Raw genomic sequence first — 26633 nt, 5'->3', positions numbered from 1 at the left:
CCGGCTAAAGCCGGTCCCACTGACACAGCGCACGACCATTGTGGGACCGGCTTTAGCCGGGAAAGCGTCAGGTGTCACACCGAAAAATCGAGGGTGTACCCACTTGCCCCTTCCCGGCTGAAGCCGGTCCCACTGACACAGCGCTTGACCATTGTGGGACCGGCTTTAGCCGGGAATGCGTCAGGTGTGACACCGCAAAATTGAGGGTGTACCCACTGGCCTCTCCCCGGCTAAAGCCGGTCCTACTGACAAATGTGCGCCGATAGCGGGACCGGGTTTATCCGATCCCAGTGATTGGCGTTTATTACTGCGCCAACGGGCCCACTTCACGCATCGGCTTGCCACGTACTGGCGCGTCGCCTGCGACATAGTAATCGGCGGTGCTGCGCGGCAGCGGGGCGCGGCCACGGATCTTGTCGGCGATTTTCTCGGCCATCATGATCGTCGGCGCGTTGAGGTTGCCGGTGGTGATCAGCGGCATGATCGACGCATCCACCACACGCAGCCCTTCCATCCCGTGGACGCGGCCCTGGCCATCGACGACAGCCATTTCATCGGTGCCCATCTTGCACGAGCAGGACGGGTGATAAGCAGTCTCTGCATGCTCACGGATAAACGTGTCCAGCTGCTCGTCGCTCTGCACGTCGATGCCCGGGCTGATTTCGCGGCCACGGTATTTGTCCAGTGCTGGCTGCTGCATGATCTCGCGGGTCAGGCGAATGCCGTCGCGGAATTCCTGCCAGTCCTGCTCGGACGCCATGTAGTTGAAAAGAATGCTCGGGTACTCGCGGGGATTCTTCGACTTCAACTGCACGCGACCACGGCTTGGCGAACGCATCGAACCCACGTGCGCCTGGAAACCATGCTCTTGTACGCCCTTGCTGCCGTTGTAGTTAATCGCGACCGGCAGGAAGTGGTACTGAATGTTCGGCCACTCGAATTCCTTGCGCGAACGAATGAAACCGCCCGCCTCGAACTGGTTGCTGGCGCCGATGCCTTTGCCGAGGAACATCCACTCTGCACCGATGGCCGGCTGGTTCCACCACAGCAGCGAAGGGTACAGCGAGACCGGCTCTGTGCAGGCGTACTGCAAATACATTTCCAGGTGGTCTTGCAGGTTCTCGCCAACGCCCGGCAGGTCGTGAACGACCGGGATGTCGAGCTTCTTCAGCAGCGGCGCAGGGCCGACGCCGGAACGCTGCAGGATCTGCGGCGAGGCAATTGCGCCGCCACACAGCAGGACTTCCTTGCGAGCGCGCGCTTCGATGCGGGTGTCGCTGTCGCCGACCATGTAGGCCACGCCGACGGCGCGCTTGTTATCGAACAGAATCCGGTCGGTCAGTGCGTGAGTGACGATGGTCAGGGTCGAGCGCTTCTTCGCTTCGTCCAGATAGCCACGGGCGGTGCTGGCGCGACGGCCGAACGGCGTGACGGTGCGGTCCATCGGGCCGAAACCTTCCTGCTGATAGCCGTTGAGGTCGTCGGTGCGCGGATAACCGGCTTGCACGCCTGCTTCAACCATCGCGGCGAACAGCGGGTTATTGCCGGCCTTGGGCGTGGTCACGCTGACCGGGCCTTCGCCACCGTGGTAGTCGTTCGGGCCGATGTCGCGGGTTTCGGCCTTGCGGAAGTACGGCAGGCAATCGAGGTAGGACCAGTCGTCCAGCCCCGGGTTTTTCGCCCAGCCGTCGTAGTCCATGGCGTTGCCGCGGATGTAGCACATGCCGTTGATCAGCGACGAGCCACCCAGGCCCTTGCCGCGACCGCATTCCATGCGGCGGTTGTTCATGTGCGGCTCTGGCTCGGTCTCGTAGGCCCAGTTGTAGCGACGGCCTTGCAGTGGGAACGCGAGCGCGGCCGGCATTTGCGTACGGAAGTCAGCGCGATAGTCCGGGCCGCCTGCTTCAAGCAACAGCACGGTGACGCCTGCGTCTTCGGTGAGACGGGCTGCCAGGGTGTTACCGGCCGAGCCGGCGCCGATGATGATGTAATCGAATTCTTGGGACATTGAAATGTTCCCTCTTTGAGATTGGTCTGAAATGAAGCAAATGTGCGCGGTCGAAATCTGTAGGAGCCGGCTTGCTGGCGAATGCGATGAGTCAGGTTCTGCAACGTTGAATGACCTGACGCATTCGCGGGCAAGCGCGCTCCTACAAGGGTCGGTGCGGGATCAGAACACCGACGCGTAATCGCCCAGCTCGACCTGTACCGATTTAATGCGGGTGTATTGCGCCAGCGAGCTGATGCCGTTCTCGCGGCCCACGCCCGACTGCTTGTAGCCACCGACCGGCATCTTCGCGTCGGACTCGCCCCAGGCGTTGATCCAGCAGATACCGGCTTCCAGTTGATGGATCACGCGGTGCGCGCGGTTCAGGTCCCTGGTCACGATGCCCGCAGCCAGACCCATTTCGGTGTCGTTGGCGCGACGGATCACTTCTTCTTCGGTGTCGTAGCTGAGGATGCTCATGACCGGGCCGAAGATTTCCTCTTTGACGATGGTCATTTCATCGGTGCAGTCGGTGAAGACCGTCGGCGCAACGAACGCGCCGTTGCCCAGTTCGCCCTCGGTCAGACGGTCGCCGCCGATCAGCAGGCGGGCGCCTTCTTCCTTGCCCTTGGTGATGTAGCCGAGCACGTTTTCCATGTGTGCGAAGCTCACCAGTGGGCCGAAGTTGGTATTGTCGTCCTGCGGATTACCAACGCGGATGCGTTTGACGCGCTCAAGAATTTTCGCTTCGAAGGCCGCCTTCAGGGCGCTCGGCACGAACACGCGAGTGCCATTGGTGCAGACCTGACCCGAGCTGTAGAAGTTGGCCATCATCGCGATGTCGGCGGCACGATCCAGATCGGCGTCGTCGAAAATGATCAGCGGGGACTTGCCGCCCAGCTCCATGGTCACTTCCTTGAGCGAAGAACTCGACGCGCTGGCCATGACTTTCTTGCCGGTCTGTACGCCGCCGGTGAAAGAGATCTTCTCGATGCGCGGGTGCTCGGTCAGCCAGCTGCCGACCTCGCTGCCGGCGCCAGTCAGCACGTTGAACACGCCGTCCGGCACGCCGGCTGCGGTGTAGATTTCTGCCAGTTTCAGCGTGGTCAGCGAGGTAACTTCGCTTGGCTTGAAGATCATCGCGTTGCCGGCGGCCAGCGCCGGTGCGGACTTCCACAGGGCGATCTGGATCGGGTAGTTCCACGCGCCGATGCCGACGGTGACGCCCAGCGGCTCGCGGCGGGTGTAGACGAACGAGGTGTCACGCAGCGGAATCTGCTCGCCTTCGATGGCGGGCACCAGACCGGCGTAATACTCCAGCACGTCGGCGCCGGTGACGATGTCGACGTATTTGGTTTCGGAGATCGCTTTACCGGTGTCCAGTGTTTCCAGTTCGGCCAACTCATCGTTGCGTTCACGCAGGATGTCGACGGCACGACGCAGGATGCGCGAGCGCTCCATGGCGGTCATGGCGGCCCAGATTTTCTGGCCCTTTTCAGCGCTGACAACGGCGCGTTCGACGTCTTCCTGGGTTGCGCGCTGCACCTGGGCCAGGACTTCGCCATTGGCCGGGTTGATGGCGTCGAAGGTTGCGGTGCTGCTGGCGTCCACGTAGCCGCCGTCAATGTAGAGTTTTTGCAATTCGAAACGGGCCATAAAATCCTCGCAGTAATCTGGAATGGGTGACGACCAGGTGCGCCGCGCGCTGCCTTGGTCGTGGTGCCGGCTGCTTCAGCTCGGCGCTTTTGCCAGTTGAAAGTCCATGTACTCGTAGGCGATCCGTAGCGCTTGTTCGGTGTCGAAGGCGTCGCCCGAAAGCGCGCCGCGCAGCCATAGGCCGTCGATCAATGCCGCCAGCCCCCGGGCTGCGCTGCGTGCTTCGTCCAACGGCAATGCGCGACGGAACTGGCAGCAGAGGTTGGAATACAGGCGGTGATCGTTGATCCGCTGCAGCCTGTGCAGCGAGGGCGAATGCATGCTGGTTGCCCAGAAGGCGAGCCAGGTTTTCATCGCTGGACCGTTGACCTGGCTGGAATCGAAGTTGCCTTCGATGATCACTTTCAGGTGAGCCCGTGGGCTGTCCTCGTTCAATGCCCGGCGCCGCTCGGCGACGCTGGCGATCAGCGCATTCATCAAATGGCGCATCGTCGCTGCGATCAGGCCGTTCTTGTCCTGAAAGTAGTGACTGATGATGCCGTTGGAGACCCCTGCCAGTCTGGCGATCAGCGCAATGCTCGCATCGCCCATCCCAACCTGATCGACCGCCGTCAGGGTGGCCTGGATCAACTGTTGACGCCGAATGGGTTGCATACCGACCTTGGGCATCTGTGGGGCTCCTTGGCGTGCCGGGTGTCGTGAATGGCTGAAAACGGCGTCCACTGTAAAGCTTTTTAATTGAACGTTCAATCAACAAAAAAGCAGGGGCGCACAAAAGCAGCTGCAAGCGGCAAGCTTCAAGCTGCAAGAGTGGGCGTTTAAGCCCTGCTCTTGCAGCTTGCTACTTGCGGCTTACAGCTGACTCTCAGCCGTGATTCTTGCCCAGCAACGCGTGGTACAGCTCGCTGTCGCCGAGGATGCCGACCAGTTGGTTATTCTCCTGCAACACCAGCTTGTTGCCGGTGTGGTAGCGGATCTGCAGAGCGTCGCGCATGCCGATGTCGGAGTGGACAACGGTCGGTTTGCGGCCGAGGGTTTCCACCGACTGGCCCGGCTCCCAGCTCTGCAGATCAAGGGTCGCGCCATGCTGGTGGGCGCCGGTGATGGCGTTGCCTTCAGAGAGATCAATCCATGTGTCGTCGCTCGGGTCCAGGCAGACCTGAGAACCGTTGATGCGCGTGCACTGGGTGATCGGGCGCATCAGGCTGCGACCGCACAGCACGTTGAGCGGGTTGGTGTGGGCGACGAATGTCCGCACGTACTCATCGGCAGGGTTCAGTACGATCTCTTCCGGCACGCTGTACTGAATGATCCGCCCGTCCTTCATGATCGCGATGCGGGTGCCGAGCTTGAGCGCTTCGTCCAGGTCATGACTCACGAAGACGATGGTCTTGTTCAGCTTCTTTTGCAGCGCCAGCAGTTCATCCTGCAAGCCCTGACGGATCAGCGGATCGAGGGCCGAAAACGGCTCGTCCATCAGCAGAATGTCAGCGTCCATCGCCAACGCGCGCGCCAGGCCGACACGTTGCTGCATGCCGCCTGACAGCTCGTCCGGCTTCTTGTTGCGCCACTGGGTCAGGCCCACCAGTTCAAGCTTTTCATCCACCAGCGCGCGCCGCTCTTTCTCGGGGCGTCCCTGCATTTCCAGACCGAAACTGATGTTCTCGCGCACCGTCAGCCAAGGCATCAAGGCGAACTTCTGGAACACCATCGCGATGCGCTTGGTGCGCATCATTTTCAGCTCGGCGGGGGTACAGGCCGCGATGTTGATCTGCTTGCCTTCGTGCTCGACGAACAGCGACCCGCGGCTGACCGTGTTCAGGCCGTTGATGCACCGCAGCAGGCTGGATTTGCCCGAGCCGGACAGGCCCATCAGCACACAGATCTCGCCTTTGTTGACCTCCAGCGTGGCTTTTTCGACGCCGACGATCTGGCCGGTTTTCTTGAGGATTTCTGCCCGCGTAAGGCCCTGGTCCAACAGCTTGAGTGCCTCACGCGGGTCTTTGGAGAAGACGACGTCAACCTGATCGAATTTGATGATGCTCATGCGTCGGTCCTCACTTTGGCGTCCGGTTGTTTGCAGATCCGGTCGAGCATGATCGCCAGCAATACGATCGCCAGGCCCGCTTCGAAGCCCAGAGCGATATCAGCAGTGTTCAGTGCGTTGACCACAGGTTTGCCCAAGCCGTCCGCACCCACCAGCGCGGCGATCACCACCATCGACAGCGACAGCATGATGCATTGGGTGATGCCGGCCGCGATGCTCGGCATGGCATGGGGCAGTTCGATACGGGACAGCAACTGACGACGCGAGCAGCCGAAGGCTTTACCTGCGTCGAGGAGTTCTTGCGGGACATCACAGATGCCCAGATACGTCAGGCGAATCGGCGCAGCGATCGCGAACACCACCGTCGAAATCAGGCCTGGTACCACGCCGAGGCCGAACAGGGTCAGGGTCGGGATCAGGTAAACGAAAGTAGGAACCGTCTGCATCAGGTCGAGCACGGGGCGCATGCAGGTGTAAAACATCGGCTTGTGCGCGGCAATGATGCCCAGCGGCACGCCGATCACCACACAGACCGCCGTGGCGAACAGCACCTGCGCCAGGGTCTCCATGGTTTCCTGCCAGTACCCCAGATTGAGGATCAGCAGGAAGGAAATGATCACAAAGGCGGTCAGGCCCCATTTGCGCTGAATGAAGTGGGCGAGCAGGGCAACCAGGCCGATCAGCACGAAGGGGTTGAACCAGGTCAGCCCGCCGGTCAGGCCGTGAATCATGGTTTCCAGTGAGGAAGCGATGGCGTCGAAGGTGCTGGCGCCGTGTTGCGTCAGCCATTCGACAAAGCCGGCGATGTACTCGCCCAGGGGGATTTTATGATCAGTCAGCATGGTATGGGTTGTCCGCGTGCGGGATGAAAAGAGGACAACAGGCGGGCGTACCCGCCTGCCTGTCGCGTTACTTCGTCAGCTCGGCTTTTGCGGCTTCCAGGCCAGGTTTTCCGTCCACGGTGGTGACACCCGCCAGCCAGGTGTCGAGTACTTGAGGGTTGGCTTTGAGCCACGCTTTGGCGGCGGCTTCAGGCTTTTTCTTGTCGTCGAGGATGTTGCCCATCAGCGCGCTTTCCATCGGCAGCGTGAAGGACAGGTTCTTCAACAGTTGACCGACGTTGCTGCACTCGGTGGTGTAGCCCTTGCGCACGTTAGTGTAGACGGTGGCTTTGCCGAAGTCGGGGCCGAAGAAGTCATCGCCGCCGGTGAGGTATTTGATTTTGAAGCGGGTGTTCATCGGGTGCGGTTCCCAGCCCAGGAACACCACGTCGGTGTTGCGTCGCGAGGCGCGGTCGACCTGGGACAGCATGCCCGCTTCGCTCGATTCGACGACCTTGAAGCCGGCGTCTTTCAGGCCGAAGGCGTTCTTGTCGATCATGCTCTGGATCAGGCGGTTGCCGTCGTTGCCCGGCTCGATGCCGTAGATTTTGCCGTCGAGTTCTTTCTTGAATTTGACGATGTCGGCGAAGTCGTGAAGCCCTTTGTCGTACAGCGCCTGGGGAACGGCGAGGGTGTACTTGGCGTTCTCGAGGTTGGCGCGGACGGTTTCAACGGTGCCGGCGTCGCGGTAGGCCTTGATGTCGTTTTCCATGGTCGGCATCCAGTTGCCGAGAAATATGTCCATGTTCTTGCCATCGGCCAGCGACTTGTAGGTCACGGGCACGGAGATCATCGTGGTTTTGGTTTTGTAGCCCAGCGACTGCAGGACGACGCTGGTGACGGCGGTGGTCGCCGTGATGTCGGTCCAGCCCACATCGGAAAAATTGACCATCTGGCAAGCGGCGGGCTCTGCGGCCTGGGCCAGGATAGGAAGACTCAGCGCAACGCCCAGCAACAGCCTTTGTGAACCTTTCATGTTGGACTCCTTTGGTGTTTTTTTCTCGGCATCAACCGCAGTTGATGCGTTTTCTGGTGTCGGCGAGTCAAGTTGGGAAAACCGCTCCATCACTGCGTCTGGCGATTGAGTCGACAACGATCATGTAACAGGGAAAAACAAACGCCTACAGGGGGCGTCGTATCCAGTACACAGGGCGTCGTATCCAGTATCAGTGACGTCGCTTACAGGTTTTTTCCCTGCTCGCCGAATGATTCCCGGGACAAAAGCAGAGTGACGATACGGCAAAAAGTGCCCGAATCGGCAGCCGATCGTGCTCAGGCGCCGGTTAAAGCAGACGCGACGTTGGTGGGCATGGGTGAGTCGGTGTGAGACGCCGCCCTGCAAAATAAAAGGCTGATGATGCCGCCATCTCGATGGATAGCTGCTTGAGCGTAGCAGCTCCGTCGCCGGCCGCGCGGCGCGCCGGGAGCCCTGTTTATGGAGGTTTGCGGTCAATGGCAATCAGCGTGTTCGACCTGTTCAAGATCGGTATCGGCCCCTCCAGCTCACACACCGTCGGCCCCATGCGCGCGGCAGCATTGTTCGTTCAGGGGCTGCGCGAACGCGATCAAGTGGCGCAGGTGCAACGTGTCGAAATACGGCTCTACGGCTCGCTGTCGGCAACCGGCGTCGGCCATGGCAGCGACAGCGCAGTGATCATGGGCTTGATGGGTGAGTGGCCCGATGCGATTGATCCTGCGCTGATCGGCCAGCGCATCGCCGAACTGCGTGAAACCGACACCCTTAAGCTGAATGGCGATCACCCGATCCCTTTCGTCTGGCAGCGCGACATGTTGCTGATTGATGAGAACCTGCCGTTCCATCCCAACGCCATGACGCTGGTCGCGTTCGATGATCACGGCGAATTTCACCGCGACACTTACTACTCGGTGGGCGGCGGTTTTGTCGTCGATGAAGCCCAGGCCGCCAGTGGCGTGCTGGATCGCGACGAAACCGTGCTGCCCTATGATTTCTCCAGTGCCGACGAACTGCTGAGGCTTTGCGAAACTCACGGCCTGCGGGTGTCGCAGCTGATGATGGAAAACGAGAAGGTCTGGCGCAGCGAAGACGAAATCCGCGCCGGGCTCATGCACCTGTGGCGGGCTATGCAGGCGTGCGTGGAGCTGGGCCTGAAGCATGAGGGTATTTTGCCGGGCGGCCTGAACGTGCGTCGTCGTGCAGCGCGTTTGCATCGCAGCCTTCTGGAGCTGAACAAGCCGAACGTGATTGGATCGACGCTGAGCGCGATGGAATGGGTCAACCTGTTCGCGCTGGCGGTCAACGAGGAAAACGCCGCCGGAGGGCGCATGGTCACGGCGCCCACCAACGGCGCGGCGGGGATCATTCCGGCGGTGCTGCATTACTTCGTCAAATTCAGCGACCAGGTCAGCGAAGCCAACGTGGTCGATTACCTGTTGGGCGCCGCTGCCATCGGCATTCTGTGCAAAAAGAACGCGTCGATCTCCGGTGCCGAAGTCGGCTGTCAGGGCGAGGTCGGTTCCGCGTGCGCCATGGCGGCGGCCGGGTTGGCGGACATCCTGGGCGCCACCCCGGCGCAGCTGTGCAACGCGGCGGAAATCGGTCTGGAACACAACCTTGGCCTGACCTGCGACCCGGTGGGCGGGCTGGTTCAGGTGCCGTGCATCGAGCGCAACGCCATCGCGGCAGTGAAAGCCATCAACGCCGCGCAAATGGCCCTGCGCGGCGACGGCCAGCACTTCATCTCTCTGGACCGGGTCATCCGCACCATGCGCGACACCGGCGCCGACATGCACGACAAATACAAAGAGACGTCCCGCGGCGGGCTGGCGGTCAGCGCCGTCGAATGTTGAGTCGTTAAGGCCCGCTCCCGGGAAAGAGGCAGGTGCGCATGTAGCCGCCTGCTCGCTTTTCGCCCACGGCTCAATGAGGCCGCTACGTTTTGGCGCGTGCTCGCCCATGAGCATGGCGCGATGCCAGCTAAATCCGCGTCCCTTCGGCAGTCGTTTATCACCCCGTGCGTCGGGTGACACTCCCGTACCTTCGGCCTATCCGATGGTTCACAAAAGTGCTACCCAATTGCTCACCCCGCCTGCTGCGTCTGCGGCTCAGCGATCGTGAGGTCGCGAATCGAATCATCATGTCGCTCCTGAATAGACGCTTCGCGACGTCGCAATCAGGGGTTGTTGAATGCCCATTCAACTTTAGGCATGGCATTTGCGTTGCAATGACAAAGCCCTCCACAGATGAGGGCGATACAACGAAAGCCTCTGCTGAGGCCTTCAACCGTTTTACGCGTGAGGAGAAAGTGTGATGACTACGTTCAACTCCGGGGCTCAACCCCAGAACCGTGCGCCCCAATCCATCGGCTTCCTGCTGCTGGACAACTTCACATTGATCTCCCTCGCGTCAGCGGTCGAGCCACTGCGTATGGCGAACCAGCTGTCAGGCCGCGAGCTGTATCGCTGGACCACACTGACGGCGGATGGCGGCCAGGTCTGGGCCAGCGACGGTCTGCAGATCACCCCGGACGCTGCCATGCACAAGGCCCCTGTGCTCGACACCGTAATCGTCTGCGGTGGCGTCGGCATTCAGCGCACCGTTACCCGCGAACACATCAGCTGGCTGCAGAGCCAGGCGCGCCAGTCCCGTCGTCTGGGCGCAGTGTGCACAGGGAGCTGGGCACTGGCCTGCGCGGGTTTGCTGGACGGGTTTGATTGCAGCGTGCACTGGGAATGTCTGGCCGCGATGCAGGAAGCTTTCCCACGCGTCGCCATGAGCACGCGCCTGTTCACCCTCGACCGCAACCGCTTCACCAGTTCCGGCGGCACCGCGCCGCTGGACATGATGCTGCACCTGATCAGCCGCGATCATGGCCGCGAACTGTCCGCCGCTATCTCGGAAATGTTTGTCTACGAACGCATTCGCAACGAACAGGATCATCAGCGCGTGCCGCTCAAACACATGCTCGGCACCAATCAGCCGAAACTGCAGGAAATCGTTGCGCTGATGGAAGCCAACCTGGAGGAGCCGATCGATCTGGACGAACTCGCGGTGTATGTCGCCGTGTCCCGGCGTCAGCTGGAAAGGCTGTTTCAGAAATACCTGCACTGCTCGCCATCGCGCTATTACCTCAAGCTGCGCCTGATACGTGCCCGCCAGTTGCTCAAGCAAACGCCGATGTCGATCATCGAAGTGGCCTCGGTCTGCGGCTTCGTGTCCACGCCGCACTTTTCCAAGTGCTACCGCGAATACTTCGGCATCCCGCCACGGGACGAACGCGTCGGTTCCAACACCGCCCAACAGGTGGCAATGCTGCCGATCCCGCCGTCGCTTGTTCTCGCGCCTTTGTCCGGGCCGCTGTCGGCGCTGAGTCAGGCGCGTAATGAATCGACGTTTGCGAGTGTGCGGTTGTAAGGCGACGTGCCCTTTCGTATCACCGCGCAAGGTTGTCTCAGGCCTGTGCCTGGCCCTGTTTGTAAGTGGCCAGCGACGGCAACAGTTGCTGATCGATCGCCTGCCTCACCGCCGGTAGAATCGTAGCGCTGCCGCTCAGCAGCTTTTCCACCAGTCTGCGTAATTCGCGGGCGCGGTCGTCATTAAGGCCACGCACGGCCTGGGCGCACGCCTGTTCGGCACTGACGCCTGATGGCACATCCAGACCAATCGCTCTGAGTTGGCTGATCAAGTCATCCTGGTCGATGAGGTCTGCGTGCATCATGAGGTGCGCTCCGTCTATTGAGATTGATCCGATTCTGGTGCTGTGCGTGTCGGCTCGGCAAGGGCTGGCTAGGTGGATGTCTGGCATGCGTATAACCGTGTCGTTTTCGGCTATGTAACCGGTTAGTCCATTTGGCATAATCGCCCCACTTACGTTGCGCGGAGTATGGTTTGGTCACCCTCTGGTCCGCGCAAATGCCTCATCCCCGGTTTTGTAACGGCTTAACCGGGGTTTTTTTTGCCTGTCATCTTGACTCTCGCGGTCGGCAGGGCATGAGCGGTCTGCGCAACTTCGGCTGTTTTGATAAACTCCGCAGCCTTCCAGGAGCCGCCATGAATTACCGTCACGCCTTTCACGCCGGCAACCACGCCGACGTCTTCAAACACATCGTTCTGACTCGCTTGATCGCGCTCATGTCGCGCAAGGAGCAGCCTCTCGCTTATCTCGACACCCACGCGGGCATCGGCCTGTATGACTTGCAGGGCGATCAGGCCACGCGCACCGGCGAATGGATCGAAGGTATCGGCCGCTTGTGGGATGCCGATGACGTGCCTGAAATGGCGGCTGGTTACATCGACGCGATCCGCCACATGAACCGCAAGACCGGCGAACTGCGTTACTACCCGGGCTCGCCCGAACTGGCTCGCCGCATCACCCGCGAGCAGGACCGCGTACTGCTCAACGAAAAGCACCCCGAAGACGGCGCGCTGCTCAAAGACAACATGAAATACGACCGGCGTGTCGCCGTGCACCTGGGCGAAGGCTGGCACGTGCCCCGCGCCTTATTGCCGGTTCACGAGAAGCGCGCGGTGATGCTGATTGATCCGCCGTTCGAGCAACTGGACGAGATGAAGCGCTGCTCCGTCGCTCTCAAGGAAACCATCGCGCGGATGCGCCAGACCGTCGCCGCCATCTGGTACCCGATCAAGGACCAGCGCGCGCTCAAGCGTTTCTATCAGGACCTGGCCGAAACCGGTGCGCCGAAGCTGCTGCGGGTCGAGTTGTTCGTGCATCCGCTGGACACGCCCAACAGCCTCAACGGCTCCGGCCTGGCAATCGCCAATCCGCCGTGGGGACTGGAAGAAGAGTTGCGCGAGTTGATGCCATGGTTGGCCAAGATGCTCGGCCAGACCCAGGGTGACTGGAAGATGGATTGGTTGATTGCGGAGTAATTGAGTTGTTGCGGTGACGCGTCCAACGTCTTCCCGGCTAAAGCCAGTCCTACAAGGGATACGCGATCTGTCCGTAGGACCGGCTTCAGCCGGGAAGGTGCCAGTGTGGACACCCTCGATCCTGCGGCGTGACGACCGACGTCTTCTCGGCTAAAGCCAGTCCTACTCGAGCTGCCATTCACAATCCCATAATGCGTAATCCCCCCGCTGCATCACCAGCCCTGCCCGCGTCGGGTTGTTAACGACATAGCGCGCCATCTCAATAAGATCCTCTTCAGCCCTGACCCCGTGATCGTGATAGCCCTTCTGCCATGTCAGCGTTTTTGCGCCGTATGCCTTGTTGATTACAAAAGCGCTTCTGCCCTTCAACAATTGCATAAGCGCAGGCAGCGATCCTGATTTGAGTTCGAACAGCCAGTGGAGATGGTCAGGCATAACCACCCAAGCCAGCGAACGCACGACGCCCGAGTCATGCAGGCGCTTCATCTCCATGACCACCATGCGACCTCTAGGGACATCGCTGAATATGGGAAGGCGGTCCTTCACGGCGCAGGTCACAAGATAGGCGTTCCCTGGTTGGGAATATCGACCTATACGTAGACACCGAGCATGTTTGAGTTCCTGCATTCCATTGCTCCTCTTCGTGTGAGGGCGAACAATAAAAGCAGAAAGGGGATTTAAGTATGGCGAGTGATTGTCAGAAGATTTCTGGCGGCCGGTGATTCAGTAGGACCGGCTTTAGCCGGGAAGAGGCCAGTTGGATCGCCATCAATTCTGCGGCGTGCCGCCCGACGTCTTCCCGGCTAAAGCCAGTCCTACAAGGGATACGCGATCGGTCAGTAGGACCGGCTTTAGCCGGGAGAGGCCAGCTTGATCGCCATCAATCCTGCGGCATGACGACCGACGTCTTGCCGGCTAAAGCCAGTTCTACAATGGTCACGCGCGCTCAGTAGGACCGGCTTCAGCCGGGAAGAGGCCAGTTGGATCGCCATCAATTCTGCGGCGTGCCGCCCGACGTCTTCCCGGCTAAAGCCAGTCCTACAAGGGATACGCGATCGGTCAGTAGGACCGGCTTTAGCCGGGAGAGGCCAGCTTGATCGCCATCAATCCTGCGGCATGACGACCGACGTCTTGCCGGCTAAAGCCAGTTCTACAATGGTCACGCGCGCTCAGTAGGACCGGCTTCAGCCGGGAAGAGGCCAGCTTGATCGCCATCAATTCTCCGGCCTGTCGCCCGACGTTTTCCCGGCTAAAGCCGTTCCTACGAAGAGCGCCCGGTGTATCAGTGGGACTGCTTAGTTACCCGCCAGACTCGGCGGCATACAAACGCCCGTCCCGCCAATACCACAGTAACCTTGTGGATTCTTCGCCAGGTATTGCTGGTGATACGCCTCGGCGAAGTACACGGTAGGCGCCTGGTCGATGTCGGTGGTGATTTCTCCCAGACCGGCCTTGGCCAGTTCGGCTTGATACACTTCGGCGCTGGCCTTGGCTGCCTGCAGTTGCTCAGGCGTTGTGGCGTAGATCACCGAGCGGTACTGGGTGCCAATGTCGTTGCCCTGACGCATGCCCTGGGTCGGGTTATGCAATTCCCAGAACATCGCCAGCAGTGCCTCGTAGCTGACCTTCGCAGGTTCATACACCACAAGGACGACTTCGGAGTGGCCGGTCAGGCCCGAGCAGACCTCTTCGTACGTCGGGTTCGGCGTGAAGCCACCCGCGTAACCCACGACGGTGCTGACCACACCCTCTTGCTGCCAGAAGCGACGTTCTGCCCCCCAAAAGCAACCCAAACCAAAGATGGCGAACTCGACGTCGTTGAAGAACGGCCCGAGAAGCGGAGTGCCGTTGACGAAATGGGTTTCAGGCAGGGCCATCGGTGTTTCGCGCCCAGGCAGTGCTTGCTGAGCGGTAGGGAGAGCGTTTTTATTCACAAGAATTTCCGAGCGCAAAACCATAAGGCACATCCTCTCTGGGGCAGGACAACCAACAGGCGTTGTCAGTGAAAAGCGTATATGGGGTCAGCATCGGCTGATGCAAATGCAGGGCGGCAAGTGTGCCGCACGGATGTGATGCGGGGAAGGGGCTCAGGCCAGTGGGCCAGGCGGGTAGCGACGCAATTTCTCGATCAGCTCTTCGCCCGGAATCGGCTTGTCGAACAGATAGCCCTGACCGACGTCGCAGCGATGGCGGCGCAGAAACGCCAGCTGTGCCGCCGTCTCGATGCCTTCCGCGACCACGGTCAGCTTGAGGTTGTGAGCCATGGCGATGACCGCCGAGGTGATTTCCATGTCGTCCTGATCATCCGGAATGTCCCGAATGAAGCTGCGGTCGATCTTGATCACGTCGATGGGGAATTTCTTCAGGTAACTGAACGACGAATACCCTGTACCGAAGTCATCCATCGCCAGGGTCAGGCCGAGGGTCTTCAGCGACTCGAGTTGCAGGCGCGTGTCCTCGGTTGCTTCCAGCAGCAGGCCTTCAGTCAATTCCAGCTCCAGCAGCGACGGGTCGAGCTGTTCGTCGCGCAGAATACCGGCCAGCGACGAGACCAGCTCCGGATCGGAAAACTGCTTCGGCGACACGTTGATGGCCACATGCAGCTTGCCGTAACCAGCTGCAGTCAGTTGCTTGCTCATGCGGCAGGACTGGCGCGCGACCCATTTGCCGATCGGGATGATCAGGCCGGTCTCTTCTGCGACGCTGATGAACTGATCCGGGCGGATCATGCCTTTTTCAGGGTGATTCCAGCGCAGCAACGCTTCCATGCCCAGCAGACGGCCACTGCGCAGGCACAGTTTCGGCTGGTAGAAGACTTCAAGTTCGTTCTGCGTCAGGGCGCGGCGCAGGTTGTTCTCGACGAACAGCTTGTAGCTCGCCTCGGCGTTCAGCGCTTCGGTGAACACCTGCACCTGATGCTTGCCGTTGGCCTTGGCCTTGTGCAGCGCCAGGCCCGCGTTTTTCATCAGCGTCTGCGGATCGCGGCCATGGATCGGCGCGCAGGCCAGCCCCACCGAGCCGGTGACGCTGATCAACTGATTGTCGACGAACATGGGCTTGTCCAGCGTGCTCAGCACCTGGCTGGCCACCCGTTGGCCTTCCTCGGGGCTGGTGTCGTCGAGCAGTACAGCGAATTCATTACTGGCAAAGCGCGCCAGAATACCGGTCGGGCTCAGGCTATTGCGCAGCCGACGGGCGAGACTGATCAGCAGCTTGTCGCCGGTCTGGTGGCCAAGGCTGTCGTTGATGCGCTTGAAGTTGTCGATGTCCACCAGCAAAAGACTGATCGGCGTCTCGACGTCCCGGGCAAAGTGCTCATCCAGGGTTCGGATGAACGCCGGACGGTTGCCCAGACTGGTCAGATTGTCGGTGTACGCCAAGCGCTCGATCCGCTGTTGGGAGAGCTTGGCCTGGGTGATGTCTTCATAGATGCCGATGTAATGGGTCAGCTCGCGGTCATCCCCGTACACCTTTGAAATCGACAGCTGGCCCCAGTACGGTTCCAGGTTTTTGCGTCGGCTCTTGAACTCGCCCTGCCAGCTGTTCCCGTTGACCAGGCTGGAGTTCGCGTCGAGCAGCAGCGGGCTGAGATTTTCCAGCGCCGGCAGCTCCGAGAGTTGCTGCCCGTGGACCTCATCGGCCGGGTATTGAGTGATCTCGGTGAAGCTCGGATTTACGTACTCGACCACGCCTTCGCGATTGACCAGCAAAAACGCATTGGCGCTCTGCTCTACGGCACGCTGAAACAAATGCAGGGCGCTGGTGGCGGTGCGGCGGTTGTGGTTGTTGATGGCGTGGGCAAACTGATCGGCCAGCTCACCGGCAAAAGCAATCTCATCGGACTGCCATTCCCGTGGCGTTCCGGTCTGCTCGAGGCACAGCACGCCCACCACCTGGCCATCAATGCGCACAGCGGCGTCGAGAATGGCGGTGATGTCCTGGGTGCGCAGTCGCTGAACCAGCTCGCGGGTACGTGGATCCCGCTCGACATCGTTAACGTCGATGGCCCGGCTGGTGTGCAGCACGTCCAAATAGCTGGGGAATTCGCTGATGTCGATCGCGTTGGTTTTGGGGAACGTGCTGGTATCTCGGCGATATTCAGCAATCGGCTCCAGGGTCTTGCCGTTGAGGTTCCACAGGCTCGCGCAGGAGATGTTGTAGATCTCGCAGGCGCTTTTGGTGATCAGCTCCGCCGCTTCCTGCAGCGAATTGTTCGAGCTGTAGCGATGGCGCGCCAGACGCAGAATCAGGCTTTGCTGTCCGCGGACCCGCTCCAGATGCAGCAGCTGTTCGTGCTGGGCGCGCTGATTGAGTTCCAGCGCGATCTGCAGGCGGGAGTTCTGCACCTCCAGATCAGGGCTGATGATCAGTTCGCCGGGCTCGACCCGCTCACCGACCACCATCAGGTAGCCGCGCAGCAGATGCCGATTGTGTTGCTTGTACCCTTCACCGATCTCCACCAGACCCAATGGGCCGCGTGTCGTGTGCAGGGTGTAGCGAATCAGGTAATGGGCACCGCCCGCCAGCTGCATCTGCACAGCGTCGTGCAGTTGATAGCGCGCTTCAGGCTCCATGAGGCTGGCGTAAGGCGTACCCACCAGCGCGCAGAGTTCGACGGCTGGCATGCTGAATTGCTTTTCGCAGTTCGGATCCAGGTAGAGCATGGCCCAGCTGGGTTCATTCAGCCGCTCGAAACGCAGCATGCCGAGCCGCGAGGGCACCGGTAATTGCGTCACGACCTCGGCCGCCGGTCTACCGGCAGCATCAGGTTGGCTTTTCATGGAAGGAACTCGCTTTCAGGGTGCTGTCGCGCACGGGCAAGGAGCCCGTCTTTAAGTCGCGTGCCGCAAGGTTGCATGATGGCGAACGGGCTGACAAGTCAGCGCGATGGCTTAGTGCTATAAATCTGTCGGCAGACGGTTGATTTACTGGAGGTAATTGGTCGGATTATCGGGGTGAGGGCGCAGCGGTTGTTTTGTGTGCATGATCAGTTATCGGCCGCGTGACCAAATACTGTAGGGGCGCTTTGGTCTGGGCCGCATTCGGACGAACGCATTGCCTCAGCCGATATCGTCGATTCTGTTTCACCGCGTTCGCCAGCAAGCCGGCTCAGTTTGTGCGGAGCCTCGCGCTTCTCACCCGGCAAAAAAAGCCCCGCCAGTGAGCGGGGTTGAGGTACGAGCGTGGCAGCTCGAGTAAAGCGAAGGCCCGTTTCGCGTGAAACGGGCCTTGTACGGCTTACAGCAGAATCGTGCGGATGTCCGCCAGCAATTCGCTCAGACGCTTGGTAAAGCGCGCTGCGGCGGCGCCGTTGATCACGCGGTGATCGTAGGACAGCGACAGCGGCAGCATCAGGCGTGGCTGGAAAGCCTTGCCGTCCCAGACCGGTTGCATGGTGGCCTTGGACACACCCAGGATCGCCACTTCCGGCGCGTTGACGATCGGCGTGAAGCCGGTCCCGCCAATGTGACCGAGGCTTGAGATGGTGAAGCAGGCGCCTTGCATGTCGTTGGCCGACAGCTTTTTGGAGCGTGCTTTTTCCGCCAGCTCGGCCGCTTCGGCCGCCAGTTGCAGCAGGCTCTTCTGGTCGACGTTCTTGATCACCGGGACCAACAGGCCTTCCGGTGTGTCCACCGCGAAACCGATGTTGAAGTATTTCTTGCGAATGATCGCTTTGCCGCTTGGTGCCAGCGAACTGTTGAAGTCCGGCAATTCCTTGAGCATATGCGCGCTGGCCTTGAGCAGCAGCGGCAGAATGGTCAGCTTGACGCCGGCCTTTTCAGCCACGGCTTTCTGCGCGATACGGAAAGCTTCCAGGTCGGTGATGTCGGCCTGGTCGAATTGCGTGACGTGCGGAATGTTCAGCCAGCTGCGATGCAGACCGGTCGCGCCCAGCTGCATCAGACGCGTCATCGGCACTTCTTCGGTTTCGCCGAAACGGCTGAAATCGACTTCCGGAATCGGCGGGATGCCCATGCCGCCGGCAGCGCCGCCAGCAGCAGGCGCGTCCTTGGACTTGGTCATGATCGATTTGACGTACGCCTGCACGTCTTCTTTGAGCACGCGACCATGTGGGCCGGTTGCCGAAACAGCGTTCAGCTCGACGCCGAACTCGCGCGCCAGCTGACGAACAGCCGGGCCAGCGTGAACCTTGGCGCCGTTGTTCGCAGGTGCAGCGGCTGGCGCAGGCGCGCTTTCAGCTTTTGCAGCCGGTGCCGGAGCAGCGGCGGCCGCCGGAGCAGCCGCTTCAGCCTTGGCCGGAGCCGGGGCAGCCGCCTGAGCAGGCGCGGCAGCAGGTGCAGCGCCGGCCACTTTCAATTTCAGAATCAGGTCGCCCGTGCCGACTTCGTCTTCGACCTTGACGTTGATGCTTTCGATAACGCCTGCGGCTGGAGACGGGATCTCCATCGAGGCTTTGTCGGATTCCAGGGTGATCAAGGATTGATCAGCTTCGATGCTGTCGCCCACTTTGACCATCAGCTCGATGATGCGAGCCTTGCCCGACGAACCGATGTCCGGAACATGAATGTCTTGGACGGTATCCGAAGCAGCAGGTGCAGCCGCTGCGGCAGGCGCCGCTTCGGCTTCGGCTGGCTTCTCGGCTGGCTTTTCAGCAGCAGGGGCAGGTGCGGCAGCAGCAGGTGCAGCAGCAGGCTCGGCCGCCGCTTCGCCTTCCACTTCCAGCTCAAACAATTCGTCGCCTTCTTTCAGGCGGTCGCCCAGCTTCACTTTCATCGCCTTGATGACACCGGCTTTAGGCGCAGGGATTTCCATGCTTGCCTTGTCCGACTCCAGCGTCAGCACGCTCTGGTCAGCTTCGATGCGATCACCGACCTTGACCATCAACTCAATGACTTCACCTTCACCGTTGCCGATGTCGGGTACGCGAATTAACTCACTCACAATGTCTCTCCTTAGGAGAACCTGTTCCTCGACTGCGCCGATTCTTCTGCAACGAAACAGCCTGGATGCTCATTTACCGAAGCAAATTCCGCATCGGCGGCTGTTTCGCGCACATTTCAGCGCTCTATTCGATCGTTACGCAGACCTTAGCAGTCCAGCGGGTTGCGCTTTTCAGGATCGATACCGAACTTGGCAATGGCTTCCGCCACGACTTTAGGTTCGATATCGCCGCGATCGGCCAAGGCTTCCAGGGCCGCCAGCACCACGAAGTGACGGTCAACTTCAAAGAAGTTGCGCAGCTTCTTGCGGCTGTCGCTACGGCCGAAACCGTCGGTGCCCAACACCTTGTATTCCTTGCTCGGAACCCACTGACGGATCTGGTCAGCGAACAGTTTCATGTAGTCGGTCGAAGCAATCACCGGACCTTTACGGCCACTGAGGCATTCTTCAACGTAGCTCAACTGTGGCTTCTGCCCCGGCTTCAGACGGTTGCTGCGCTCTACGGCCAGGCCGTCGCGACGCAATTCGTTGAAGCTGGTGACGCTCCAGACGTCCGCACCAATGTTGAACTGCTCGCGCAGGATCTTCGCCGCCTCGCGTACTTCACGCAGGATGGTGCCCGAACCCAGCAGCTGCACGTGGTGGGCGGCTTCCTTGGTGTCTTCTTCGAGCAGGTACATGCCCTTGATGATGCCTTCCTCGGAACCGGCCGGCATGGCAGGTTGCGTGTAGGACTCGTTCATCACGGTCAGGTAGTAGAAGACGTCCTGTTGTTCTTCGAACATCTTCTTCATGCCGTCCTGAATGATCACCGCCAGCTCGTAGCCGTAGGTTGGATCGAAGGTGCGGCAGTTCGGGATGGTCGACGCCAGGATGTGGCTGTGACCGTCTTCGTGCTGCAGACCTTCACCGTTCAGGGTGGTACGACCGGCGGTGCCGCCGATCAGGAAGCCACGGGTGCGGCTGTCGCCTGCGGCCCATGCCAGGTCGCCGATACGCTGGAAACCGAACATCGAGTAGAAGATGTAGAACGGAATCATCGGCTGGTTGTGGCTGCTGTACGAAGTACCCGCCGCGATGAACGACGACATCGCACCGGCTTCGTTGATGCCTTCCTCGAGGATCTGCCCCTTCTTGTCCTCGCGGTAGAACATCACTTGTTCTTTGTCGACCGGCTCGTACAACTGGCCTACGGACGAGTAGATACCCAGCTGGCGGAACATGCCTTCCATGCCGAAGGTACGGGCTTCGTCCGGGATGATCGGAACGATGCGCTGACCCACTTCCTTGTCCTTGACCAGTTGGGTCAGGATGCGCACGAAGGCCATGGTGGTGGAGATTTCGCGGTCGCCGGAGCCGTCAAGGATGGCCTTGAGGGTTTCCAGCGGCGGGGTCGGCAGGCTGAAGCTCTGCGCGCGACGCTGTGGCACGAAGCCGCCCAGTGCAGCACGACGCTCGGCCAGGTAACGCGCTTCGGCGCTGCCTTCTTCCGGCTTGAAGAACGGCAGGGCTTCGAGCTGATCATCCTTGATCGGGATGTCGAAGCGGTCACGGAAGTGACGCAGGCTGTCGACGTCAACCTTCTTGGTGTTGTGCGCGGTGTTTTTCGCTTCACCGGCGCCGGTGCCATAACCCTTGATCGTCTTGGCCAGAACCACGGTCGGCTGACCCTTGTGGTTCACCGCTGCGTGGTAAGCCGCGAAGACCTTGTACGGGTCGTGGCCGCCACGGTTGAGCTTCCAGATTTCGTCGTCGGACATATCCGCAACCATCGCCTTGAGTTCTGGCGAGTTGAAGAAGTGTTCGCGTACGAAAGCGCCGTCTTTTGCTTTGTAGTTCTGATATTCGCCGTCGATGACTTCGTCCATGCGACGTTGCAGGATGCCGTCGACGTCCTTGGCTAGCAGTGGGTCCCAGAAACGGCCCCAGATGACTTTGGTCACGTTCCACTGAGCACCGCGGAACACGCCTTCCAGTTCCTGGATGATCTTGGCGTTGCCGCGAACCGGACCGTCCAGACGCTGCAGGTTGCAGTTCACGACGAAGATCAGGTTGTCGAGCTTCTCGCGACCGGCCAGGGCAATGGCGCCCAGGGATTCCGGCTCGTCGGTCTCGCCGTCGCCCAGGAAGCACCAGACTTTCTGCTTGCCTTCAGGGATGTAGCCGCGGTGCTCCAGGTACTTCATGAAGCGCGCCTGGTAGATCGCCTGAATCGGACCCAGGCCCATGGAAACGGTCGGGAACTGCCAGAAGTCTTTCATCAGCCACGGGTGCGGATAGGACGACAGACCGTTGCCATCGACTTCCTGACGGAAGTTGTTCATCTGGTCTTCGGTGATGCGGCCTTCCATGAACGCACGGGCGTAGACGCCTGGCGATGCGTGACCCTGGAAGTAGATCAGGTCGCCGCCGTGTTCGTCGGTCGGGGCCTGGAAGAAGTAGTTGAAGCCGATGTCGTACAGGGTTGCGCTGGAAGCGAAGCTGGAGATGTGGCCGCCCAGATCCGGGTCGCCGATGTTGGTCTTGACCACCATCGCCAAAGCGTTCCAACGTACCAGCGAGCGAATGCGGCGTTCCATGAACAGGTCGCCGGGCATGCGTGCTTCGTGGGTAACGGGGATGGTGTTGCGATAAGGCGTGGTGATGGCGTAAGGCAGTTGCGAACCACTTCGTGTGGCCAGCTCGCCCATACGGGTCATCAGGTAATGAGCACGGTCTTCGCCTTCTTTGTCGAGAACCGATTCCAGGGCGTCCAGCCATTCCTGGGTTTCGACGGGATCGAGGTCTTGCATGGCTTGCTCCAGGGCGGAAAGGCTTCCAGAATCGGTTGCCTGAGTTTGTTGCGACTGGCCTTGTGGGCAGACGATATAAAATTCTTGGATGACCGGATGGGTCCCCGGTGTTGTGTAGTTTTACTACAAATCTCGGGCTAATTCAGCTTTTTGACTTGTATATACAGTAGTAAAACTACAGCGGAGCGATGTCTTCGCTCGTGGTGCAGTGTCCGGTAAAGCGGTGTTGTCGGTGCAAAAATCTGACGAGTCGCCTGATTGATCATGCTGGCAGCCAAGAATCTTCAGCCATCAGCAATTTTTAACCTTTGTTCGACAGTCCGTCCGTGGCGTGTACACAACCGCCAGAGCGGGCTGGCATTTGAACGCCGATCAAGGATAGACCATGAGCCTTCCCCTGCTGGCCGAGCTGCCTGATGTCCTTCTGACGTTGCTCACACGTGCGCGCCAATCCTGGCGCACTGCTATGGATTCCCTCACAGATGACGCCAGGCAGCAGTTTCAGGCCTGGCCCGAGGCGCGGCTGTTGGCGTTTGATCGTGTGTGTGCGGCCAGCGACTTCGTCGCCGATCAGGTTTCACGCGATCCGCTGATGCTGCTCGACCTCGTTGAATCCGGTGAGCTGGAGCGCAGTTTTGCGCCCGGCGAGCTGCTTGGGCACATCGCCAATGCCGTCGTTCAGGCTGCCAGCGACGATGAGCTGGGGCGTAATCTACGTCGTCAACGCACGCGCCAGCAAGTGCGAATTATCTGGCGGGATCTGACTCGGCAGGCTGATCTGGTGGAAACCTGCCGCGATCTCTCGGACATGGCAGATGGCTGCATCGATCTGGCTTACAAGTGGCTGTACGAGCGCCATTGTCAGCAATTCGGCACCCCGACCGGCCGTCGGACCGGCGAGCCGCAGCAGATGGTCATCCTCGGCATGGGCAAGCTGGGCGCCGTCGAGCTGAACCTGTCGTCCGATATCGACCTCATCTTTGCCTACCCCGAAGGTGGCGAAACCCAAGGCGTCAAACGCCCGCTGGATAATCAGGAATTTTTCATCCGCCTCGGTCAGCGACTGATCAAGGCGCTGGACCCGGTCACTGTCGACGGCTTTGTCTTTCGCGTCGACATGCGCCTGCGCCCGTATGGGTCTTCCGGTGCATTGGTGCTCAGCTTCAACGCGCTGGAGCAGTATTACCAGGATCAGGGCCGTGACTGGGAACGCTACGCCATGATCAAGGCGCGGGTGGTCGGCGGTGACCAAGAGAAGGGCAGCGAGTTGCTCGACATGCTGCGGCCGTTTGTCTATCGCCGCTATCTGGACTTCTCGGCCATCGAAGCGCTGCGCACCATGAAGCAGCTGATCCAGCAGGAAGTCCGCCGTAAGGGCATGGCCGAGAACATCAAGCTGGGCTCCGGCGGCATCCGCGAAGTGGAGTTCATCGCCCAGGCGTTCCAGCTGATTCACGGCGGTCGCGACCTGAGCCTGCAGCAGCGGCCGCTGCTCAAGGTGCTGAAAACCCTTGAAGGCCAGGGCTATCTGCCCGCTGCCGTCATTGATGAGCTGCGTGAGGGCTATCAGTTTCTGCGCTACACCGAGCACGCCATTCAGGCAATCGCTGATCGCCAGACGCAAATGCTCCCGGACGACCCCCAGGATCAGGCGCGTATCGCGTTCATGATGGGCTTTGCCGATTGGGCGAGTTTTCATGAGCAATTGATGTACTGGCGCGAGCGCGTCGGGTGGCACTTCCGGCAGGTCATCGCCGACCCTGACGAGGAAGAAGGCCAGGAGGATCACGGTGAGGAAATCGTCGGTGGCGAGTGGCTGCCCCTGTGGGAAGAGTCGCAAAACGAAGAAAGCGCCTGCCTTCAATTGCAGGAGGGCGGATTCGCCGATGCGCCGCGAGCGCTGAAAAACCTGAGTAACCTGCGCAGCAGTTCGCAGCTGCGCTCGATGCAGCGTCTGGGGCGTGAGCGGCTCGATGCCTTTATTCCGCGTCTGCTCGCCCAAGCGGTCGAACACGACAATCCCGATCTGGTGCTGGAACGCGTGCTGCCGCTGGTGGAAGCGGTGGCGCGTCGCTCGGCGTATCTGGTGTTGCTCACCGAGAACCCCGGCGCGCTGCGTCGATTGCTGACGCTGTGCGCGGCCAGCCCCTGGATTGCCGAGCAGATCGCTCGTTTCCCGTTACTGCTCGATGAGCTGCTTAACGAAGGTCGCCTGTTCAGCCCGCCCCAGGCCCTCGAACTGGCCGCCGAGCTGCGCGAGCGCCTGACGCGAATTCCCGAGGACGACCTCGAACAGCAAATGGAAGCCCTGCGCCACTTCAAGCTGGCGCACCGTCTGCGCGTGGCCGCCTCGGAAATCACTGGCAGCCTGCCGCTCATGAAAGTCAGCGATTACCTGACCTGGCTGGCCGAGGCGATTCTGGAGCAAGTGCTGGCGCTCGCCTGGCGCCATACCGTGGCCCGCCATGGTTCGCCGCGCCGTCCGGACGGCACGTTGTGTGACCCCGGTTTTGTCATCGTTGGCTATGGAAAGGTCGGCGGTATTGAACTGGGTCACGGCTCGGATCTGGACCTGGTGTTCATTCACGACGGCGATCCCCAGGCTGAAACCGACGGCGCCAAGCCGATTGATGGCGCGCAGTTTTTCACGCGACTCGGCCAGCGGATCATCCACCTGATCACCACCCAGACCAACTCGGGCCTGCTGTATGAAGTCGACATGCGCCTGCGTCCGTCTGGCGCGTCGGGGTTGCTGGTGAGTTCGCTCGGGGCGTTTTCCCGCTATCAGGAGAACGAGGCCTGGACGTGGGAGCATCAGGCGTTGGTGCGCGCGCGGGTGCTGGTGGGCAGCACCGATGTCGGCCGGCAGTTCGAGGCCGTGCGCGCCTCGGTGCTGGGGCGTGAGCGGGATCTGCCGAAGCTGCGTCAGGAGGTCAGCGAGATGCGCACCAAGATGCGCGACAACCTCGGCACCCGCACAACGGCGGCAGGCAAGGGGAGCAATGCGTTTGAACCGGCGGCGCGGTTCGACCTCAAGCAGGACGCCGGAGGTATCGTCGATATTGAATTTATGGTGCAATACGCCGCCCTGGCGTGGTCCAGAGAGCATCCCGCGCTGCTTCGCTACACCGATAACATCCGTATTCTCGAAGGCCTTGAAGAGGCGGGTCTGATGGCCGCCGCCGATGCCGGTCTGCTGCGTGAGGCTTACAAGGCCTACCGCTCGGCCGCTCACCGACAGGCATTGCAGAACGATCCGGGTGTTGTGGCCGGCGACCAGTTCGTCACCGAGCGGCGCGAAGTGATGCGGATCTGGGGGCAGCTGGGGCTGGGTTGATTGCTGGCAGGGTCCGGATCTAACGGATCTATATAAAGCTATGACAGGGAGGCGTCAGGCGGCGTGTGCAAACTTCACGCAGTCTGATGGGCCTCCCTGATCGTTTCTGGTCGTTTTTGGATGAGCATGAGAATTCTGATCGTAGGGCCCAGCTGGGTCGGTGACATGGTGATGGCGCAGACGTTGTTCCAGTGCCTGAAGCAGCGTCACCCGCAGTGCGAAATCGATGTGCTGGCGCCCGAGTGGAGCCGGCCGATCCTCGAGCGCATGCCCGAAGTGCGCACGGCCTTGAGCTTCCCGCTCGGCCACGGCGCGCTGGAGCTGGCCACGCGCCGGCGCATCGGCAAGTCCCTCAAGGGCCAGTACGATCAGGCGATGCTGCTGCCCAACTCGCTGAAGTCGGCGCTGGTGCCGTTCTTCGCCGGCATTCCCAAACGCACCGGCTGGCGTGGCGAATTTCGCTATGGCCTGCTCAATGACGTGCGCACCCTCGACAAACAGCGTTACCCGCTGATGATCGAACGCTTCATGGCGCTGGCCTACGACAAAAACGCCGAGCTGCCGCGCCCTTATCCCAAGCCCAGCCTGCAAATCGAGACCGCCAGCCGTGACGCGGCGTTGGCCAAGTTCGGCCTGAGCCTTGACCGGCCGGTGCTCGCGCTGTGCCCGGGCGCCGAGTTCGGTGAATCCAAGCGCTGGCCTTCGGAGCACTACGCCAAGGTCGCCGAAGCGAAGATTCGTGAAGGCTGGCAGGTCTGGCTGTTCGGCTCGAAGAACGATCATGCAGTGGGTGAAAGCATTCGCGAGCGGCTGATTCCGGGCCTGCGCGAAGAATCCATGAACCTCAGTGGCGATACGTCACTGGCCGAAGCCATTGACCTGCTGTCCTGCGCGGACGCCGTGGTCTCCAACGATTCCGGTCTGATGCACGTGGCCGCCGCGCTGAATCGCCCGCTGGTGGCGGTGTACGGCTCGACCTCGCCGGGCTTCACCCCGCCGCTGGCCGATGAAGTCGAGATCGTCCGGCTCGGCATCGAGTGCAGCCCGTGCTTCGAGCGCACCTGCCGCTTCGGTCATTACAACTGCCTGCGCCTGCTGGAGCCGGATTCGGTGATCCAGGCCCTCGGCCGTATTGGCGCCGCCCCGGTCGAGGTTGCCTGA

Annotated in this window: 17 protein-coding genes; 5 read left to right on the top strand and 12 right to left on the bottom strand. The window is 60.8% G+C overall.

All coding sequences use genetic code 11. The features are described 5' to 3' along the window. Positions 1–304 precede the first annotated feature (304 nt). The 6 genes from betA to OKW98_RS26995 all read right to left on the bottom strand — a co-directional run bounded on the left by betA (position 305) and on the right by OKW98_RS26995 (position 7547). On the bottom strand, positions 305–2008 hold the full coding sequence (gene betA / locus OKW98_RS27020; RefSeq protein ID WP_265387417.1) for a choline dehydrogenase: 1704 nt from the start codon (positions 2006–2008) through the stop codon (positions 305–307). Positions 2009–2170: 162 nt separating this feature from the next. After that, positions 2171–3643 carry a betaine-aldehyde dehydrogenase gene (betB, locus tag OKW98_RS27015; protein ID WP_265387416.1) on the bottom strand — a complete coding sequence of 491 codons (1473 nt, stop codon included), beginning with the start codon at positions 3641–3643 and terminating at the stop codon, positions 2171–2173. A gap of 75 nt (positions 3644–3718) precedes the next feature. Then, a complete protein-coding gene (betI, locus tag OKW98_RS27010; protein WP_265387415.1) occupies positions 3719–4312 on the bottom strand; it encodes a transcriptional regulator BetI in 594 nt (197 codons plus the stop codon). Positions 4313–4508: 196 nt separating this feature from the next. Continuing rightward, a complete protein-coding gene (gene choV, locus OKW98_RS27005) occupies positions 4509–5690 on the bottom strand; it encodes a choline ABC transporter ATP-binding protein (protein ID WP_265387414.1) in 1182 nt (393 codons plus the stop codon). Further along, positions 5687–6532 (bottom strand): choline ABC transporter permease subunit, encoded by an 846-nt coding sequence (choW, locus tag OKW98_RS27000; RefSeq protein WP_065987870.1) that lies wholly within the window; start codon positions 6530–6532, stop codon positions 5687–5689. The genes choV and choW overlap by 4 nt, the downstream gene beginning before the upstream one ends. Positions 6533–6599: 67 nt before the next feature. After that, on the bottom strand, positions 6600–7547 hold the full coding sequence (locus OKW98_RS26995; protein WP_265387413.1) for a choline ABC transporter substrate-binding protein: 948 nt from the start codon (positions 7545–7547) through the stop codon (positions 6600–6602). A gap of 476 nt (positions 7548–8023) precedes the next feature. On the opposite strand from OKW98_RS26995, the gene OKW98_RS26990 reads away from it, so the two are divergent. Further along, the gene (locus tag OKW98_RS26990; protein WP_265387412.1) at positions 8024–9400 is read left to right on the top strand and encodes an L-serine ammonia-lyase; all 1377 of its coding nucleotides are present in this window, start codon (positions 8024–8026) and stop codon (positions 9398–9400) included. Between the two features lie 460 nt (positions 9401–9860). After that, positions 9861–10964: a GlxA family transcriptional regulator gene (locus tag OKW98_RS26985; protein WP_265387411.1), complete on the top strand. Its 1104-nt coding sequence runs from the start codon at positions 9861–9863 to the stop codon at positions 10962–10964. A 37-nt stretch (positions 10965–11001) separates the two neighbouring features. On the opposite strand, the gene OKW98_RS26980 is transcribed toward OKW98_RS26985, so the two are convergent. Beyond that, entirely contained in the window at positions 11002–11268 is a 267-nt protein-coding gene (locus tag OKW98_RS26980; protein WP_265387410.1) for a hypothetical protein, read from the bottom strand. A 332-nt stretch (positions 11269–11600) separates the two neighbouring features. On the opposite strand from OKW98_RS26980, the gene OKW98_RS26975 reads away from it, so the two are divergent. Continuing rightward, the gene (locus OKW98_RS26975; protein ID WP_265387409.1) at positions 11601–12440 is read left to right on the top strand and encodes a 23S rRNA (adenine(2030)-N(6))-methyltransferase RlmJ; all 840 of its coding nucleotides are present in this window, start codon (positions 11601–11603) and stop codon (positions 12438–12440) included. Between the two features lie 162 nt (positions 12441–12602). Here the strand turns inward: OKW98_RS26975 and OKW98_RS26970 are convergent, their stop codons facing one another. From OKW98_RS26970 to aceE, 5 genes are all read right to left on the bottom strand, one after another. Next, positions 12603–13067 carry an REP-associated tyrosine transposase gene (locus tag OKW98_RS26970; protein WP_265387408.1) on the bottom strand — a complete coding sequence of 155 codons (465 nt, stop codon included), beginning with the start codon at positions 13065–13067 and terminating at the stop codon, positions 12603–12605. A 668-nt stretch (positions 13068–13735) separates the two neighbouring features. Continuing rightward, the gene (msrA, locus tag OKW98_RS26965) at positions 13736–14398 is read right to left on the bottom strand and encodes a peptide-methionine (S)-S-oxide reductase MsrA (RefSeq protein ID WP_265387407.1); all 663 of its coding nucleotides are present in this window, start codon (positions 14396–14398) and stop codon (positions 13736–13738) included. Positions 14399–14527: 129 nt separating this feature from the next. After that, positions 14528–17221: a putative bifunctional diguanylate cyclase/phosphodiesterase gene (locus OKW98_RS26960; RefSeq protein ID WP_265387406.1), complete on the bottom strand. Its 2694-nt coding sequence runs from the start codon at positions 17219–17221 to the stop codon at positions 14528–14530. A 457-nt stretch (positions 17222–17678) separates the two neighbouring features. After that, positions 17679–19343: a dihydrolipoyllysine-residue acetyltransferase gene (aceF, locus tag OKW98_RS26955; protein WP_265387405.1), complete on the bottom strand. Its 1665-nt coding sequence runs from the start codon at positions 19341–19343 to the stop codon at positions 17679–17681. Positions 19344–19489: 146 nt separating this feature from the next. Continuing rightward, positions 19490–22135 carry a pyruvate dehydrogenase (acetyl-transferring), homodimeric type gene (gene aceE / locus OKW98_RS26950; protein ID WP_265387404.1) on the bottom strand — a complete coding sequence of 882 codons (2646 nt, stop codon included), beginning with the start codon at positions 22133–22135 and terminating at the stop codon, positions 19490–19492. A gap of 385 nt (positions 22136–22520) precedes the next feature. Between aceE and glnE the strand changes: the two genes are divergently transcribed. Both glnE and waaF read left to right on the top strand, forming a co-directional pair. Then, the gene (glnE, locus tag OKW98_RS26945; RefSeq protein ID WP_265387403.1) at positions 22521–25472 is read left to right on the top strand and encodes a bifunctional [glutamate--ammonia ligase]-adenylyl-L-tyrosine phosphorylase/[glutamate--ammonia-ligase] adenylyltransferase; all 2952 of its coding nucleotides are present in this window, start codon (positions 22521–22523) and stop codon (positions 25470–25472) included. A gap of 126 nt (positions 25473–25598) precedes the next feature. Continuing rightward, entirely contained in the window at positions 25599–26633 is a 1035-nt protein-coding gene (waaF, locus tag OKW98_RS26940) for a lipopolysaccharide heptosyltransferase II (RefSeq protein ID WP_265387402.1), read from the top strand.

Origin of the sequence: Pseudomonas sp. KU26590, assembly GCF_026153515.1 — a bacterium.
In the GTDB taxonomy this organism is placed as follows: Bacteria; Pseudomonadota; Gammaproteobacteria; order Pseudomonadales; family Pseudomonadaceae; genus Aquipseudomonas.
The sequence above is the reverse complement of the archived record's forward strand: the minus strand, read 5'-3'. Positions and strand labels throughout refer to the sequence as shown.

Excerpts from the sequence above, each read along its gene's own strand:
- betA (WP_265387417.1), bottom strand. The coding sequence starts at position 2,008 with ATGTCCCAAGAATTCGATTACATCATCATCGGCGCCGGCTCGGCCGGT.
- betB (WP_265387416.1), bottom strand. The coding sequence starts at position 3,643 with ATGGCCCGTTTCGAATTGCAAAAACTCTACATTGACGGCGGCTACGTG.
- betI (WP_265387415.1), bottom strand. The coding sequence starts at position 4,312 with ATGCCCAAGGTCGGTATGCAACCCATTCGGCGTCAACAGTTGATCCAG.
- choV (WP_265387414.1), bottom strand. The coding sequence starts at position 5,690 with ATGAGCATCATCAAATTCGATCAGGTTGACGTCGTCTTCTCCAAAGAC.
- choW (WP_065987870.1), bottom strand. The coding sequence starts at position 6,532 with ATGCTGACTGATCATAAAATCCCCCTGGGCGAGTACATCGCCGGCTTT.
- OKW98_RS26995 (WP_265387413.1), bottom strand. The coding sequence starts at position 7,547 with ATGAAAGGTTCACAAAGGCTGTTGCTGGGCGTTGCGCTGAGTCTTCCT.
- OKW98_RS26990 (WP_265387412.1), top strand. The coding sequence starts at position 8,024 with ATGGCAATCAGCGTGTTCGACCTGTTCAAGATCGGTATCGGCCCCTCC.
- OKW98_RS26985 (WP_265387411.1), top strand. The coding sequence starts at position 9,861 with ATGACTACGTTCAACTCCGGGGCTCAACCCCAGAACCGTGCGCCCCAA.
- OKW98_RS26980 (WP_265387410.1), bottom strand. The coding sequence starts at position 11,268 with ATGATGCACGCAGACCTCATCGACCAGGATGACTTGATCAGCCAACTC.
- OKW98_RS26975 (WP_265387409.1), top strand. The coding sequence starts at position 11,601 with ATGAATTACCGTCACGCCTTTCACGCCGGCAACCACGCCGACGTCTTC.
- OKW98_RS26970 (WP_265387408.1), bottom strand. The coding sequence starts at position 13,067 with ATGCAGGAACTCAAACATGCTCGGTGTCTACGTATAGGTCGATATTCC.
- msrA (WP_265387407.1), bottom strand. The coding sequence starts at position 14,398 with ATGGTTTTGCGCTCGGAAATTCTTGTGAATAAAAACGCTCTCCCTACC.
- OKW98_RS26960 (WP_265387406.1), bottom strand. The coding sequence starts at position 17,221 with ATGAAAAGCCAACCTGATGCTGCCGGTAGACCGGCGGCCGAGGTCGTG.
- aceE (WP_265387404.1), bottom strand. The coding sequence starts at position 22,135 with ATGCAAGACCTCGATCCCGTCGAAACCCAGGAATGGCTGGACGCCCTG.
- glnE (WP_265387403.1), top strand. The coding sequence starts at position 22,521 with ATGAGCCTTCCCCTGCTGGCCGAGCTGCCTGATGTCCTTCTGACGTTG.
- waaF (WP_265387402.1), top strand. The coding sequence starts at position 25,599 with ATGAGAATTCTGATCGTAGGGCCCAGCTGGGTCGGTGACATGGTGATG.